This is a genomic window from Actinopolymorpha pittospori, from assembly GCF_014873875.1.
Taxonomy (GTDB): Bacteria; Actinomycetota; Actinomycetes; order Propionibacteriales; family Actinopolymorphaceae; genus Actinopolymorpha; species Actinopolymorpha pittospori.
In genome coordinates, this window is the sequence record NZ_JADBEM010000001.1 from 2,279,561 (window position 1) to 2,293,948 (window position 14,388).

At 69.1% G+C, this 14,388-nt stretch carries 17 protein-coding genes and 1 pseudogene; 7 read left to right on the top strand and 11 right to left on the bottom strand.

What is annotated here, in order from left to right:
• Positions 1–56 precede the first annotated feature (56 nt).
• Complete coding sequence (locus tag HEB94_RS10720) at positions 57–623, top strand: hypothetical protein (protein ID WP_192749754.1); 567 nt, start codon at positions 57–59, stop codon at positions 621–623.
• A gap of 23 nt (positions 624–646) precedes the next feature.
• On the opposite strand, the gene HEB94_RS10725 is transcribed toward HEB94_RS10720, so the two are convergent.
• A complete protein-coding gene (locus HEB94_RS10725) occupies positions 647–1,267 on the bottom strand; it encodes a TetR/AcrR family transcriptional regulator (protein WP_192749755.1) in 621 nt (206 codons plus the stop codon).
• A gap of 150 nt (positions 1,268–1,417) precedes the next feature.
• On the opposite strand from HEB94_RS10725, the gene HEB94_RS10730 reads away from it, so the two are divergent.
• The gene (locus HEB94_RS10730) at positions 1,418–2,659 is read left to right on the top strand and encodes a DUF418 domain-containing protein (RefSeq protein ID WP_337917595.1); all 1,242 of its coding nucleotides are present in this window, start codon (positions 1,418–1,420) and stop codon (positions 2,657–2,659) included.
• Positions 2,660–2,685: 26 nt separating this feature from the next.
• On the opposite strand, the gene HEB94_RS10735 is transcribed toward HEB94_RS10730, so the two are convergent.
• The 4 genes from HEB94_RS10735 to HEB94_RS10750 all read right to left on the bottom strand — a co-directional run bounded on the left by HEB94_RS10735 (position 2,686) and on the right by HEB94_RS10750 (position 6,834).
• Positions 2,686–3,468 carry an ABC transporter permease gene (locus HEB94_RS10735; RefSeq protein WP_192749756.1) on the bottom strand — a complete coding sequence of 261 codons (783 nt, stop codon included), beginning with the start codon at positions 3,466–3,468 and terminating at the stop codon, positions 2,686–2,688.
• A complete protein-coding gene (locus HEB94_RS10740; protein WP_192749757.1) occupies positions 3,465–4,238 on the bottom strand; it encodes an ATP-binding cassette domain-containing protein in 774 nt (257 codons plus the stop codon). Before HEB94_RS10740 ends, HEB94_RS10735 begins: the two co-directional genes overlap by 4 nt.
• Positions 4,231–4,788 carry a TetR/AcrR family transcriptional regulator gene (locus HEB94_RS10745; RefSeq protein WP_337917596.1) on the bottom strand — a complete coding sequence of 186 codons (558 nt, stop codon included), beginning with the start codon at positions 4,786–4,788 and terminating at the stop codon, positions 4,231–4,233. The genes HEB94_RS10740 and HEB94_RS10745 overlap by 8 nt, the downstream gene beginning before the upstream one ends.
• Before the next feature lie 75 nt (positions 4,789–4,863).
• Positions 4,864–6,834 carry an ABC transporter substrate-binding protein gene (locus HEB94_RS10750; RefSeq protein WP_192749758.1) on the bottom strand — a complete coding sequence of 657 codons (1,971 nt, stop codon included), beginning with the start codon at positions 6,832–6,834 and terminating at the stop codon, positions 4,864–4,866.
• 177 nt (positions 6,835–7,011) lie between these two features.
• On the opposite strand from HEB94_RS10750, the gene HEB94_RS10755 reads away from it, so the two are divergent.
• Both HEB94_RS10755 and HEB94_RS54465 read left to right on the top strand, forming a co-directional pair.
• Positions 7,012–7,509, top strand: coding sequence for a hypothetical protein (locus HEB94_RS10755; protein ID WP_192749759.1), 498 nt, complete (start codon positions 7,012–7,014; stop codon positions 7,507–7,509).
• Positions 7,510–7,694: 185 nt separating this feature from the next.
• Positions 7,695–7,895 (top strand): annotated as a pseudogene (locus tag HEB94_RS54465) (DUF3885 domain-containing protein); the annotation flags it as partial.
• Positions 7,896–7,943: 48 nt separating this feature from the next.
• Here HEB94_RS54465 and tnpB read toward each other — a convergent pair.
• Positions 7,944–9,284, bottom strand: a complete 1,341-nt coding sequence (gene tnpB, locus HEB94_RS10760) for an IS607 family element RNA-guided endonuclease TnpB (protein WP_192749760.1) — start codon at positions 9,282–9,284, stop codon at positions 7,944–7,946.
• Complete coding sequence (locus HEB94_RS10765) at positions 9,281–9,850, bottom strand: IS607 family transposase (protein ID WP_192749761.1); 570 nt, start codon at positions 9,848–9,850, stop codon at positions 9,281–9,283. The genes tnpB and HEB94_RS10765 overlap by 4 nt, the downstream gene beginning before the upstream one ends.
• Positions 9,851–9,868: 18 nt before the next feature.
• On the opposite strand from HEB94_RS10765, the gene HEB94_RS10770 reads away from it, so the two are divergent.
• Complete coding sequence (locus HEB94_RS10770) at positions 9,869–10,165, top strand: DUF3885 domain-containing protein (protein WP_192749762.1); 297 nt, start codon at positions 9,869–9,871, stop codon at positions 10,163–10,165.
• Between the two features lie 50 nt (positions 10,166–10,215).
• Here HEB94_RS10770 and HEB94_RS10775 read toward each other — a convergent pair whose 3' ends face one another.
• Entirely contained in the window at positions 10,216–10,593 is a 378-nt protein-coding gene (locus HEB94_RS10775; protein WP_192749763.1) for a VOC family protein, read from the bottom strand.
• Positions 10,594–10,783: 190 nt separating this feature from the next.
• Here HEB94_RS10775 and HEB94_RS10780 point away from each other — a divergent pair, with 190 nt between their 5' ends.
• Positions 10,784–11,446, top strand: a complete 663-nt coding sequence (locus HEB94_RS10780; protein ID WP_192749764.1) for a nucleotidyltransferase domain-containing protein — start codon at positions 10,784–10,786, stop codon at positions 11,444–11,446.
• 30 nt (positions 11,447–11,476) lie between these two features.
• On the opposite strand, the gene HEB94_RS10785 is transcribed toward HEB94_RS10780, so the two are convergent.
• The gene (locus HEB94_RS10785) at positions 11,477–11,863 is read right to left on the bottom strand and encodes a hypothetical protein (protein WP_192749765.1); all 387 of its coding nucleotides are present in this window, start codon (positions 11,861–11,863) and stop codon (positions 11,477–11,479) included.
• A 13-nt stretch (positions 11,864–11,876) separates the two neighbouring features.
• Positions 11,877–12,713, bottom strand: a complete 837-nt coding sequence (locus HEB94_RS10790) for a maleylpyruvate isomerase family mycothiol-dependent enzyme (RefSeq protein WP_192749766.1) — start codon at positions 12,711–12,713, stop codon at positions 11,877–11,879.
• A gap of 185 nt (positions 12,714–12,898) precedes the next feature.
• Between HEB94_RS10790 and HEB94_RS10795 the strand changes: the two genes are divergently transcribed.
• Positions 12,899–13,315, top strand: coding sequence for a hypothetical protein (locus tag HEB94_RS10795; RefSeq protein WP_192749767.1), 417 nt, complete (start codon positions 12,899–12,901; stop codon positions 13,313–13,315).
• On the opposite strand, the gene HEB94_RS10800 is transcribed toward HEB94_RS10795, so the two are convergent.
• Positions 13,298–14,380, bottom strand: a complete 1,083-nt coding sequence (locus HEB94_RS10800; protein WP_192749768.1) for a DUF418 domain-containing protein — start codon at positions 14,378–14,380, stop codon at positions 13,298–13,300. The genes HEB94_RS10795 and HEB94_RS10800 overlap by 18 nt on opposite strands.
• Positions 14,381–14,388 lie beyond the last annotated feature (8 nt).

Sequence of the window (14,388 nt, forward strand, 5' to 3'; positions counted from 1 at the left end):
TGAAGGTCGGGTCGTCGTGCTTGTCTGACTTGGCGCTGCGGCGTTTCATGAGGAACGTGCGTACGTCCGACGCGGCCAAGGTCGTGACCGGGGTCCTCGCTGGCCTGCTGGTCGTCCTCGGCTTGGCCGGGTGCTCCGATGACCGCTCGAGCGGGCTCAGTCCCACCACCGGACCTCCCGCTCGACCGCGGGTGGGGACGGACCTCACGCTGGCCGACGCCAGCCGATGCGCGGTGACTGTTCCCCGCAGCGGACCGTCGGTCATACCCCGGGAGGACTTCTTCGGCTGGGAGAACTCCTACGGCAACGGACGCCTGTGGGTGGGAGCCTTGTGGCCTGAGGGCATCGTGGTGGCCGACCGACGCCTCGCGGCTCCTGACGGCTCGGTCGGCTTGAAGTTCGGCTGGTGGCGCGGCGTTCCGGGCCACCTCGAGATCCGGGGACGAAGGCTCGACGCGGCGGCGCCATCGTTACGTGCGCGCGTACCGTCCGGCTATGGCGAGTCCGGCTTCCAGTCCAGTGGGGTGACCTTTCCGACCGAAGGTTGTTGGGAGGTCACCGGCACGATTGGGCGCGCGGCCAGCCTGACGTTTCGAACGTTCGTCGTACGGCGGTCCGCCTGAGGTGTTCGCCGGGCCGCGCGCGGTCAGCGCCCAGGCTCGGGCGGGATCCCGACCGCCGGCAGCACCGCCTGGTCGACGATGGCGACGAGCGTCTCGTCGTCCGGCAGGACGCCGGTGTCCAGGGCGCGCTTGAAGACCAGCGCCTCGCCGATGTCTCGCACCACCGGAGTGAGCAGGTCCGGGTCGAGCTTCCCCTGGTCGGCGTAGTGACGCAGGACCACGCTGGTGACGGTGCCGCCGCGGGCGCCGAAGACCTGCTCGTACAGCGCGTCGACGAGGTCGGGGTAGCGGTGGCGTTCGTTCATGATCGCCATGACCGCGGTCGCCGCTGGCGTGACCATCCAGCTGACGAGTTGTCGCAGTGCGTTGATCAGGTCTCCGCGCAGGTCGTCCGCGCTCAGCGAGGGCACCTCCTCGGGGTGCGCCTCGTGGAGAGCGTCCAACAGCAGCTCCCGCGGTGAGGCCCAGCGCCGATACAGCGAGGTCTTCGCGGTCGCCGCGCGCTTGGCGATGCCTTCCATGGTGAGGCCACCGACGCCCACCTCGATCACCTCCGCGAGTACGGCGGCGTGGATGGCTCGGACCAGGTCGTCCCCACGGCGCCGGGTGCGCGCCGAGGTCGGCGCCTGCTCTGTCCCGCTCATGATGACTCCAGTCTAAGAAACGCTTGCGTAGCTTACTAGGTCCGAGGTTAGATACGCTTGCGTAGCTAATCGACCCAGCCCCTGCTGCCGGCCCCGGCGATTCTGCCCTGCTGCGTGGACCTGGCGGCCCGCCGGAGAACGAGGTGTCCCGTGTCCACGCTGATCCCGGAGCCCACGGACGCTCCACCCAGCCGCCAGACCAGCGGTCCACCCAGTCCAGTTAGCCCAACCAGACTCCTCGACCGATCACTCGCGCCCGATCTTGCGCGCGGCGCGATGCTGCTGCTCATCGCGCTGGCTCACGCGCACATGTACCTGTACGGCAATCCGACCGGGTTTCGTGGCTACGACCTCGAGGGCGGCCCCCTCGACCGCGTCGTCGCCGGCGTGCAGGTGCTTCTCGTCGACGGCCGTGCCCTGCCCATGTTCGCCGCGCTGTTCGGCTACGGGCTGGTGCAGTTGGCCAGCCGGAGGCTCGCTGCCGGAACCGAGTGGCCCGACGTACGCCGCCTGCTGCGGCGCCGGGGCCGGTGGCTGATCGCGTTCGGCTTCGTCCACGCGCTGCTGCTGTTCTTCGGCGACATCCTGGTCACCTACGGCCTGGTGGCGCTCGTGTTCGTCGGGATGGTGCGGGCCCGCGACCGGGTCCTGCTCTGGGTCGCGGGCCTGTGGCTGCTGGTCTTCGCCGCGGTCGCCATGGTGTTGGCCTGGAGCATCACGACCCAGGGGTCCCCGCCCCTGCCGACTGCCGTCGAGTCGCCGCTCGAAGCGCTCGGCGCACGCCTGGCCACGTGGGCCGCGCTCGGGCCGACACTGGCGGTGGACGTCATCTCGCCGTTCCTGCTCGGTATCTGGGCCGCGCGGCGGCGGCTGCTGGACGAGCCCGCACGGCACCGCCCGCTCCTGGCGCGCGTCGCGGTGATCGGCCTTGCCGTCACCGTCGTCGGCGGCGCACCACTCGCGCTGGCCGACGCGCGCGTATGGACCGGCTGGAGCGAAGGTGCCGGAGTGTCGGCGTACGTCCTGCACAGTGTGACCGGCGTCGCGGGTGGCCTCGCCTACGCCGCGTTGGCGGGGCTCGTCGCCCACCGTCTCGCCGCCGCGCCGGGACGGGTCGTCACCGCCCTCGCCGCGTGCGGCCAGCGATCGCTCACCTGTTATCTCCTGCAGTCGGTGCTGTTCGTCGCGATCTTCGCGCCGTTCACCGCGGGCCTCGGCGGGCGACTCGGTGACGCCGGCGCGTCGGCGGTCGCGATCGGCGTCTGGGCGACGACCGTGCTGCTGGCCGACCAGATGCGCCGTTCCGATCGGCGCGGTCCGGCCGAGGTGCTGCTCCGTCGTCTCACCTACCGCCCGCGCCGAAGCGCTCGGCCGCGACCCGCGACAGGCTGAGTCGGACCGCGCCGGCTCAGGACCGCTCAGCGATCGAGTTGGAGCCGGCGCCAGGAGTCGGCGGCGAGTACGACGCACAGGGTGCCCACCACCAGGACGAGCGCGCACTGCAGCGGCAGGGCTCCCGCGAAGGCGGGTGTCGTGGACGTCGACCAGATCCCGGGCATGGCGAACGGGAACCACCCACCGGCGCCGACGATGGCGGCGACCTGGGCGGCGACGACCAGCCCGAGAACGGTCCCGACGCCCGCCAACACGTTGCGACTGAGGGTCGCCACGAGAGCCGCCGGAAGCGCGAGCAGGCCGGTCAGCAGGGTCACCAGAAACTGCCGCAGCAGCAGCGGAACGACATCCGGACCGAGTGGACCGAGGGCGACGGCGAAACCGAGCCCGAGCAGGGCGAGCACCAGAACCGCCGCGACGGCCACGACCCACCCGCCGTAGACCGCGAGCTTCGCCGCGAGGATCGCCCGCCGCGAGACCGGGAGGGCGAACAGGCCCGTGATCGTCCCCTCGGCGAACTCACGCCCGACCAGCCAGGAGAGGACGACGCCGAAGCCGAGCAGGCCGGCGACGGCGCTGATCTGGCTCGCCGTGGTGAGGTAGCCGGCCCAGCCGCCCGGATCGTGCAGCAACGCGAGCTTGCCGGCGAGCTGGGGGTCGTCCTTCGCCGCGGCCATGACCATGCCCGCACAGATCGCCGCGATGCCGACCACCAACATCGCAGTCGCGACCTGGCCGACGCGGGCGGAGGCGAACTTGCGGGCCTCGCTCTCCAGCGCGGGCACGAACGTCCGGACGGAACTCATGCTGACCTCCTGACCGGCCGACCGCCGCGGACCGCGGCCTCGGCGGATCGGTGCCGATCGTCCTCATGGACGAGTTCGAAGAACGCGCGCTCGATGTCGACACCGTGCGGGTCGAGCGTGCCGATGACGCGGCCGCCGTTCAGCACGGTGATCCGGTGCGCGATTCTCGCGACCTCGTCGAGGTGGTGACTCGACACCAGGATGCCGGCGCCGTCCTCGCCCGCGCGTCGCAACAACGCTTCGCGCAGGAGGATCACCCCCGAAGGGTCGAGGGCGTTGGTCGGCTCGTCGAGGACGATGAGGCGCGGGTGGTGCTGGAGCGCCGACGCGAGTCCGAGGCGCTGCCGGTTGCCGAGCGAGAGTCGGCGCGTACGGCGGTCGGCGAAGGGCTCGAGCGCGAGTTCGTCGAGGACGCGCGCGACGACGTCGGCGATCTCCTCCCGTGCGATGCCGTGCAGGCGTGCGGCCAGGCCGAGGCTGTCGCGCGCCGTCAACTCCGGGTAGGTGAATGGCACCTCGACGAGTTGACCCACACTCGCCCACGTCGTGGACGCCGCGCGCGAGATGTCCGTACCGTCGATCTCCACGATCCCGGCCGTTGGCCGCAGCATCCCGAGCGCGATCCGCATCAGCGTCGACTTGCCCGCGCCGTTCAGTCCGACGAGCGCGTGGACCTCGCCGGGTACGACCGTGAGGTCGACGCCCTGGACGCCCGCGCCCGACTCGAACAGCCGCCGGATGCCGCGGAGCGCGAGCCGTGGCTCAGTCACGACGCACCTCCAGTACGTCGAGGGCGGCGTCGATCGCGGCTCCGAGTTCCGTCCCCTCCTCGTCGAGGCTCCACTCCAGCAGCGCGGCGGTCAGCGCGGCCATCGTGGCGGCCGCGGCGACGCGTGCCGGCAGGGGCGCCGCGCCTGAGGCCACGAGCTGTTCGACGATCACGCGCTCGCTCTCGGCCGTGTTGCGCCACATCGCCGCGCGCAGACTCGGCGTGGACGCGGCGATCCGCACGCGTTCGCGGACGAGGTCGCCCTCCGGTGCCGGGATGGAGTGCCAGGCGGCCCGCGCTCCTCGGACGACGCGGGTGAGGGGATCGAGGCTCGCGGGCTGGGCGGCGACGGCCTTGGCCATGAGCGGGTCGTAGGGGTCGTCGAGGAGCAGCCGCTCCTTCGCCGGGAAGTGCCGGAAGAACGTCATCTGCGTCACGCCAGCGGCATCCGCGATCTGGGCGACCGTCGTCTGGTCGTACCCGTCACGCGCGAACAGCGCGAGTGCGACCTCGGTCAGCCGTTGGCGGGTGCGCTCACTCCTCGTTGCCACGATCCGAAATGTTAGCCACTAACGTTTCAGCTGGCAAGGTGGGTACGGTCCGGCCGCGCCGACCTCGCGGAAGGGCTACTGGGGGTCCTCTACGAAGAACTGCTCCGGCCTGGTCGGACCCGGATCCGGATACAGCCAGGCCTCCGGTACCGACTTCGGGACGTTGTGCAGGTTGTCCTGAACGACGTTGTAGCCGACCGCCGGAAGCACCAGACCGATGGCGTAGAACTGCTCCTGCGCGATCCGCAGGATCCGCATGTACAGCTCACGCTGCTGGTCGGGGTCGACGGTCACCTTGATCCGGTCGTAGAGATCCATCTGCTCCCGTGCGTAGGCAGGCGGCTCCATCCCGGTCTTGCCGCCGGAGTTGTACCAGGTGCCCCATGCGACGGCGAAGAAGGAACCCGAGCCGTACGGGAAGTACCACGTCGGGTCCAGCAGCGCGTCGCGCAGGCCCGCGTTGCCGTCGTACAGCACGGCGTCGTGCTGGTTGGCCTCGACCCGCACCTGGAAGAGCGAGTCGCTCTCGGACTTCACCCGCATGTCGACACCGACGTTCTTCCAGTAACCACGTAGCAGTTCCGCAGCGTCGGTCCAGGCGGGCTTGAAACCGGTGGGGATCTCGACGTCGAACGCGATCCGCTTCCCGTCGGGGCGGAGCCGGAACTCCTGTGCGTCGCGCCGCGTCAACCCCGCCTGGTCGAGATGCTGGTCGGCCTTGGCCACGTCGTACTCGATGTACTGCGTGGCGAGCTTCTCGTCGTAGAAGTCCGACTCCTTGCGAGGGCCGACCTGCCACGGGGTTCCCTGCCGCTGGTAGACGGCGCGGATCACCTCGGGGCGGTTGATCGCGTACGACAGGCCGATCCGGAAGTCCCTGTTCTGGAAGACCTCCCGCAGCGCCGGATCGCGATGGGTGAGGTTCAGGGCGAGGATCGCGTCGTTCATCGTCGAGGTCACCCAGTCGACGAAGTGATACTTCCCCTTCTCCCGCGCGGCCGCCACGACCGGCTTGTCCTGCAGCGTCAGGAGATCACTCGGCGGAAGGCTGTAGCGCCCCTCGGTCGTCTGCAGGAGCGCGGTGTTGGGCTCGGTGACGACGTCGATGGCCACCTCGTCGAGGTAGGGCAGTTGCCGGCCGTCGGGATCGGTCTTCCAGTAGTAGGGATTGCGGACCGCGACGAAGTGACCGTCACTCGTCATCGGCCGGCTGACCTTCCACCCCAACAGGGTGGGCAGGTCGGGTGTCTGCCAGGCGCCGAGTTCCAGCGTCCCGAGGCCACCCTTGGCCGCGAACATGTCGGTCCAGCCCGCGAAGCGCTCCTTCTTCGCCCGCTCCTTCGCGTCCGGCGCGTACTTCGGATGAAACCGCCGGAAGAACGCCTTCGGCAACGCCGTGAGGATGCTTCCGTCCGGCGTCGCGAGGCGTTCCAGCAGCAGTGCGTGGGGTTCGGTGAAGCTGAGCCGAAAACTGTGGTCGTCCGCCCGCTCGAACGTGCCCGGCTTCCCATCGACCGTCAGCCATTCGGGGAAGACCGGGAAGAGTTCCTTGTTCTGCAGCACATCGGTGTAGGCGAACTCGATGTCCTCGCTGGTGAACGGGGTGCCGTCGGACCACTTCGTCCCGGCGCGAAGCTGGAAGACGTAGGCGCGGCCGCCGTCCTCGATCTCCCAGGACTTGGCGATGTTGGGGATCACCTTGGTCCAGCCCGGATCCCACCGCACGAGTCCGTCGTAGCCGATCATCTCGTAGGCGTCGCCCGGCACCGACTGGGTGCAGGTGTGCCATCGCCCGCCGTAGACGCCGACGCGCTCGGTGGGTTCGAGTACGAGTGGTTCGCTCGGCAGCCGCTGCTCCAGTGGTGGAAGCTTCCCTGCCTTCACCTGGCTCGTGAGCGCGGGCGCCTCCTTGGTCGCCGGTGCTGCGGGTGTGCCCTCCGCTCCGCCGGCCTTGCCGGAGGGGTCGGTCGAGAGCAGGTCGCAACCCGATCCGAACACCGCGACCAGTCCGGCGCCCCCAGCGGCCAGGGCCTCTCGCCTCGTCAACTGCCTACGCCTGCGCCCCACGCGGTCTCACGCTCCTGCCTCAGGTCGTTCTCGTCCTCCGACTACGGGTCGTGCTGATCCGGCTACAGCCAGACCATCCATCATGAAAGTTGGGCGCGGCCGGAGTCGAGGCTTCGACCGGTGCCGGTGACAGCCAGAACCGGCCAGCGTGCGGTTGTGCGAAGCGCTACGACCGTTGTCGCGGCGGTCTGGAACGATCTCGGCATGTCGCTGAGCGAGGAGAACGGAGAGAGGTCCGACGCCGTCGAGGCGCTGGAACGCATCGAGCGTGACCTGGACTGGGACCGGCCGGTCCTGCACGGCATCGGCTTCGACTCCTCCAGCCCCGACGGCGAGGGCGGCGGGGGCGACAGGGGCGCCGAGGAAGGCGGGGACCGCGAGTCGGACGCCGGCGAGGGTGCCTTCGCGTTCGTCCGGGTCGATGATCGCGAGCACCTGTTCGCCGCGGCGGCGCTGGCGACCGCCACCCGGCGGCGTGGTGGCACCGGTTCGGTGCGGTTCGGGCAGGCTCAGCTCGCCGAGGCGATCCGCCTGCTCGGACAGTCCGACGCGGGCCGGGAGAGCCCCAACCTCGCGCTCTGGCGCGAGATTCACGACTGGGCCTGGCTCGGAGGCGACGCGATGCCGTCTTCGACTCAGATCCGAAGGCTCTGACCGACGACCCGTACGTTCGTGCTCTGCGTGAGGTCCCGTCGGGTCGACAGGACGTAGCAGACGACGAGGTCCGCGCCTGGCCGCCGCCTGGCAGCGAGGGCCATCCGCTGCAGGCGACGTGGGAGGCCGCGTGGCCGGGACTCGCACCGATCAGCTCCACCCTGAGGTGGGAGGACGACCGCTGGGTGCGCTTCCACAGCCTGCCCGGATCGAAGCGCTACGCGGAAACCGAGGAGGAGTACGCGACCGTCCTGCACCGGCACAACACCGTGCTCGACGAACTCCGCGCGGGGGCTCCCGAGCTCCTGGTGCTCAGCCTGGAGCACGCGGGCACACCGTCGCCGCGGGCGCGGACTCCGATCCTCACGTCCCTGCTCCCGGGCGCCGAGTGCTGGGCGGTGCTGTCCTGGCCGTTGCAAGTGAGTAGTCATGAGCTACACATCTGTACCTTCTGGCGAAGGAGTCCGGGTCTGACCGGCTACTGCCGTGCCTGGTTGACGTTTCTCAGCCACCTGCCCGGTGACCCGGGTCTTCTGGTCGGCTCCGCGTCCGTTTTGTGTCTCCGCACTACTCGCGGCGACTGCCAGTGCGGCGAGGTTCCTGGCCGCGTTCTTGTCGCGGTCCATGGTCAGACCGCAGGTGTCACAGAGATACTCGCGTTCGGACAGGAGCAGCTTGGCTTTCACTGCTCCGCAGCCCGAACATGTCTTGCTTGAGGGGAACCACCTGTCCGCCACGATTACCCGGCTGCCGAACCGTTCGGCCTTGTATTCCAGTTGGCGCCGGAACTCACCGAACCCGGCGTCGGCAACGTGGCGGGCGAGTTTGCGGTTGGACATCATGCCGGTGATGTTGAGGTCTTCGACCACGACCGTGGCGTAGGTGGACGCGAGCCGGGTGGTCAGCTTGTGTATGGCGTCGCGCCGCTGGTCAGCGACGCGGTGATGCACTCGGTTCCGTTGAACGTTGGCGCGCTGCCACCGCTTCGACGCGGCCTGGCCAGTACGCCGGTCCGGACCGCGACGACGGGACACGCGTCGGGACAGGCGGGCCAACTTCCGCTGAGCTTGGGCGTAGTGACGCGGGTTCTCAACGGGTGGGCCTTCGGAGATGGTCGCGAGGGTCTTGATACCCAGATCCACGCCGATAGCTGCATCGGGCCGAGCGGGTGTGAGTTCGGGAAGCGACTGTTCCACGGTGAACGATACGAACCAGCGGCCACGTTCGAAACGGATCGTGGCGCAGATGATGCGCGCCGACCCTTCAGCCAGCGCGGCGAGCAACTTGGTTGGATGCTCGTGCAGCTTCACCCGCCCGATGCGCGGAAGTGCGGCGTGCCGCTGTTCACAGCGGATGGTTCCGGTTGTGAACCGGCACGAGTGCACCGCGCGTCGCTTGGACTTGAACCGAGGAAAGCCCACCACACGACCCTTGCGCTTGCCCTGCCGGGAGTCGCCCCAGTTGCCCAGAGCACGTGTCAGCGCGTCGAGCCCGGAGGAGTAGGACTCTTTGCTGTACTCGGCCCACCATGGCGCTACGTCGTTCTTGGCCTGGTTCCAGTCCCTGCGGAAGCTGTAGAGCGACCAGTTGAGACGAGGGGTCAGTAGCTCGTCAGGGATGCCGTAGGTGCGTTCGGCTGCCCGCTGGTCCAGATTCGCCTTCACCCGGCCAAGACCCCAGTTGAACGCACGACGTGCGGCCGCGCAGTGCCCAGCCATGTATCGGGCCTGACGCGGCGTCGGGTCAAGTGCGTACCTGTACGCGAGCAGCGTCACGCCGGGTCCTCGCAGAGGGCAGCGACGGCAGAAGCCGCCCGGTTGGCCGCGCCACGGCGACCGTAGGCCCGCGCGCACAATGAGGTCAGGATCTGCGTCACGTCCCGAACCAGATCCTCATCAACCTCAGACGGGTCCGCCACGACCAGACGGCGCCCTGATGCCGCGAGAGCGGCCTCTACGTATTCGGCACCGAAGCGGGCGATGCGGTCACGGCGCTCAACGATGATTGTCGAAACTGAGGGGTCACGAAGCAGTGCGAGGAACTTCGGTCGCTTCCCGTCGAGCGCGGACCCGACCTCGGTCACGATCTTGGCGACCTGGTAGCCGTTGGTCGTGGCCCACGCCGACACCCACGCAACCTGCCGGTCCAGGTCGGCACTCTGGTCACTTGAAGAGACACGGGCATAGACGGCCACAGCCCTACCAGCGGCGACTCCAGGCTCACCGATGACGATCAACCGCCCGGCCTGGTAGGCGGGAACAGGCAACTTCCCAGCCTTGTACCACCGCAGAGCAGTGGCGTAGCTGACACCCTGGGAAGCCGCCCACTCCTTCAAATTCACAATCACTACAATAAACTAATGACAGCTAATGACAACTCAACTTCAAAATATTACAGACCCTACGCGGAGCCACACCTTCTCTTCGCGCACGCGTACGTCAGCCGCCTCGCCTGGCAGCCAGGGCGGCTCGACGACCTCCTGTGCAGGGTCGCCGCTGACGAGGTCGACGGCGTGATCATCGCGACGCCGGATCTCGCCTTCCTCTACGCGCCCTACGACGGTGGTGCCGACATCCTGTCGGCCACCGCGGCGCGACGCGACGACCTGCGCGACCGGTATCAGCGGTGGCTGCCGAAGCAGCCCGCTGGGGTGTGACGGGTCGCGGTGGGGAAGGTCCCCGCGACGTCGGCCGGGGACCTGACAGGTCAGCCGTGGCAGACGGCCTCGACGTTGTGGCCGTCGAGATCCCGAAGGAAGACGGCGTAGTAGCCCGGGTGGTATTCCGGCCACACCCGCGGCTCGTGCAGGACCTCGACGCCGTGCTTCACCGCCGCCTCGTGGACGGCGTCGACGGCCGCGCGGTCGGGTGCGGTGAAGGCGATGTGGATCTCCCGGGTCTCCGGGCTGCCGGTGCCGCTGACCCAGAAGTCGGGTGTGCCGCTCGAGCCGGCGAGACCGACGGCGAAGGAGTCGCCGGCGGGGAAGCGCATCGCCTCGGCGAAACCGAGCGGTGCGAAGACGTTCAGATAGAAGGAGACGGACGCCTCGACGTCCCGGACCTGGATCCCCACATGGTCGAGCATGCGGGGAGTGTAGAGGCGACCTACCCCCAGGCCGGGCCGGAAAGGAACGCGTCGCCGTGGGCGTTCCGGACTCCCGACGGCCGACGAGCAGGGGACGTGGTCGCCTCCCGGCGCCGTACTGAGTACCACTCGGCCTAGGCTCACCGGGTCCGAGACGCGGAGTGATCGAAGCCAGGAGGCGAAACCCACCATGTACGACCCGTTGTTGCGGGACCTCGTGGACGAGGCAAGCCACGACGAGGACGTCGTCGGCCTGCTCCTGACCGGCTCGCTCGCCCGCGGCGATGCCCTGCCCGGAACGGATCTCGACCTGCGATACATCCTCACCGACGGGCAGAGCAGGCCGTTTCGCAGCGAGCAGCGGGACGGCGTACTCCTCGAACAGGGCTACTCCGACGCGGCCACGGAGGCGGCGAAGATCGACGCCCAACCGATGAACGTCTACGCCCACCTGGACGGGCGGACTCTCTACGACCCGCAGGGTGTGCTCGCCCACCTGAGGCGACAGGCCCAGAAGCGTTTCGACACCTACCAGGTGTCGGAGCAGGAGCGCTCGACCACCGACTTTCTGCTCCAGTGTTGCCAGGACAAGATCAGGGTGGCCCTGGCCGGCGGCGACCTGCTCAAGGCCGCCTTCGTCACCGGGACGGCGTCCTGGCGACTCATGGAGGGACTGTGGGCGGCCAACAACCGGCCATTGCCGCCGAACAGTTCCGTCCGTCCGCACCTGAAGGATCTGGCTGGACCTCGCGACGTCGAGGCGCTGTACGCCCGGCTCTTCCTCGCCGAGACACCGGAGCGCGTCCAGATCACGCTCGAGCTGATCGACTGGATCCGCGCCCGCCTCGCCTGACGCCAGGGCATTGGGCATCGGGCGCTGTCGTCACAGGCAACGGATCCAGGCGACGATCAGTGTCGATTCTCCGTTCGGCAACCGAGGCTTCATGTAGCCGGCCTCGACCCGCGCCTCGGCCACGGACTCGTCCTCAGGGGCTCGCAGACAACTGGGGAGGGCACCCACCTCGTCCCGGCCAGCGCGATCGGTCCAAGCGACCTCGCCGGGAATCAGCGCGCTCGCTCCACCGTGGTCGGCCTGGAAGGTCCCCAGGTGCTCCTGGTGGTTGAAGTACGCGGTCCCTCGGCTCACGGTCACCGGGTGAGAGCCATACGGAAGTCTCAGACCGACGAGAACGCCGACGAGCAGCGCTCCGACGATGACGTCCAGGCAGCGGAGGACATGGCGCATCGTGGCGATCACCGCAGTCGCCACGGCGACGTTCAGCTCATCCGAACTGGACGTGGTCGAGCCAGAAGTCCAGCAGTTGTGCGTCTCCGAGCACCTCGACCCCCTTGCCGCGGGCCGGTCGCCGGCGGTAGATCAGCAACAGCAGCTCGGTGAGCGGTGCGTGTACGGCGACGGCCGCCTTCTCATGGGCCCGCCGCCAGGCCAGCAGGTCGCCGGTCAGGTCGACGACCCACTCCGCCCAAGCCTCCGGTGCGGTGTCGGTCGCGTGGAAGTGGAGCGTACGACCGGGACCGAGCAACTCACGCTTGCTCGGGTAGTAGTCGAACATCACCGGCAGCGAACCCAGCATCAGCCACTCGTCCACGGCGTCGATCGCCACCTCGTCGTCCACGTCGTACGTCGCGTCGACGGCGAGGGCGGCGTCGGCCCGGTGGATGAGCGTCTCGTGTGCCATGCGCCGGGCGAAGAACTCCGGGGTCGGACGTCCGCCGGGGACGGGCGTCCACACCGTCACCTCCGGGCCCGCCTCCCGCAGCGTGTCCGCCAACATGGCGGCACCCTCGGCGAGCCAGGCGTCCAGGACGGCGGGATCCTCACCGGCGTAGCGGGAGACGTCGCGCCAGCTCTCGTCCTCGGGAGGCTGGCTCGCACGGGTGCGTACGGCCAGTTCGGCCGAACGATGCGCGCCGCCGAGATGCCGGAGCAGTTGGTTGAGGTTCCATTCCGGGCAGGACGGGACGGGGACCGTCGTGTCCGCGTCCTTGAGGTGTGACCTCAGCAGGTCGGTCTGGGTGACGATCTCGGCGCACAGCCGGTCGAATGCCAGCGTGGCGGGCTCGGTCGTCGGGCTGTGGTCGGTGTCGGGTCGGTCCATTGCCTACTCCGTCTCGCCAGGTCTCCTCAGGACGCTAGTTCATCCTCTGGTCGGATCCGAACCTCAGATCTTGACCCGGCGTGGCGAAGACTTTGAGCTGATCGAGAAAGCTCCACTGCATGATCGCGAAAACCATCCGCCGCCGGCTTGCACGGAGCACCATGGGAGGAAGGAGGGGAGCCGACATGGGCCTGGACGCGAACTACCCAGCGGTGACGATGAACGACCCGAACGGCACGGTCACGGTCTACAACCAGGACCACGTGTCCATCGGATACCTGGGCCCGTCGCCGTACCATTCTCCCTCCGTCAACGTCACCTGCCGGCTCAAGGCCTGGGACGAGGCGTACTGGTACCGTCTACTCAGCCCCGACGGCTGGTCGTTCCCAGCCACCAGCGCCTACGTCTCCGCCGACGAGACCCACGAGCTCAACCCGGGCCAGGCGCACCCCATCCCCGAGTGCGCGAACGTGAGCTGTCTTCGCCGGGCCGGGCAGGCGGCGGGAGTCGGACTGCTCGCGCGCTGGTGCCCGTGGCCGGCGTGGTCTGGTGGCGGCGTACGCGGGGCAGTCAGGCGTGACGGGTCACGGGGTGCGCCGTAGCGGCGGACGCTGAGCCCAGGTGGCCCACCGCCACAGCCACTCCAGCGGGCCAAACCGGTACTGGCGCAGCCAGATCGAGGAGAACACCCACTGCGCCGCGAGGATGGCACCGACGATCGTCGATGCCGTCGTCACGGTCCAGGTCTCACCCGAGCCGCCGATCACGTGTCTGGTCGAAAGGACGAGTACGGTCGCGCTCAGGTAGTTGGTCAGCGCCATCCGGCCGAGCGGCGCGAACACCATCCGCAGCACCGGCCGGAGCCGCGTCCTGAGCAGGACCAGCAGCACGTTCACGTACACCCCGGCGATCAGCAGCCCGGCCAATGCGAACGAGACGCTGAAAGCGCTGGTGGCCACGTCGGCTCCCGCCGCGTTCTGCCACCACAGTGCGGGCACCGCGGCGGCCGCGAGGAGCAGGCCCAGCAGCGCCGGTACCCGGATCGACCGTTCGATCCGGTCGACCACGCCGTAGCGGGTCAGCGCCGAACCGAGCAGGAACAGTCCGGCGATCAACACGATCCTGTCGCCGCCGACGACCAGGGAGGCGGGCACGAGTACGGCGGCGAGGCCGGCCACCGCCCAGCGCGGCAGCCAGGTGGAGGGCAGGAGGACGAGCAGGCCGACGGCGGCGTAGATGGTGAGGATGTCGCCTCGCCAGAGCAGGAACATGTGGATCAGCCCCATCGCGAGCAGCACGAGGAGTCGGCGAAGCAGCAGCAGTCGCGGGCGAGTGGCCCGGTCGGCGGCGGAGCTCAGGAGCAGCGAGAAGCCAATACCGAAGAGCAGCGAGAAGATCGGGAAGAAGCGCTGGTCGACCAGCGCCCCCTGCCAGGCGTCCGTCGCCCTCGGTGCCGACGGCGCGGCCAGTTCGACCGTGCTCGCGATCGGCCGGACATTGGCCAGCAGGATCCCGCACAGTGCGAACCCGCGGAGTACGTCGAGTGCGGCGATGCGCGACCGGCGGGGCGGTGAGGTCGGTGCGGAGGTCGGTGCGGGCGCAGGTGCGGATGTGGATGCGGTCAGGCTCGAGGGCCCAAGAGCCGCGGAGGAGTCGTCAGGTGGCATGGGTTCAT

What these genes read in the sequence shown, in the direction of transcription:
- HEB94_RS10725 (WP_192749755.1), bottom strand. Translation starts at nt 1,267, where the DNA reads ATGAGCGGGACAGAGCAGGCGCCGACCTCGGCGCGCACCCGGCGCCGT.
- HEB94_RS10735 (WP_192749756.1), bottom strand. Translation starts at nt 3,468, where the DNA reads ATGAGTTCCGTCCGGACGTTCGTGCCCGCGCTGGAGAGCGAGGCCCGC.
- HEB94_RS10770 (WP_192749762.1), top strand. Translation starts at nt 9,869, where the DNA reads ATGACAGCTAATGACAACTCAACTTCAAAATATTACAGACCCTACGCG.
- HEB94_RS10775 (WP_192749763.1), bottom strand. Translation starts at nt 10,593, where the DNA reads ATGCTCGACCATGTGGGGATCCAGGTCCGGGACGTCGAGGCGTCCGTC.
- HEB94_RS10780 (WP_192749764.1), top strand. Translation starts at nt 10,784, where the DNA reads ATGTACGACCCGTTGTTGCGGGACCTCGTGGACGAGGCAAGCCACGAC.
- HEB94_RS10790 (WP_192749766.1), bottom strand. Translation starts at nt 12,713, where the DNA reads ATGGACCGACCCGACACCGACCACAGCCCGACGACCGAGCCCGCCACG.
- HEB94_RS10795 (WP_192749767.1), top strand. Translation starts at nt 12,899, where the DNA reads ATGGGCCTGGACGCGAACTACCCAGCGGTGACGATGAACGACCCGAAC.
- HEB94_RS10800 (WP_192749768.1), bottom strand. Translation starts at nt 14,380, where the DNA reads ATGCCACCTGACGACTCCTCCGCGGCTCTTGGGCCCTCGAGCCTGACC.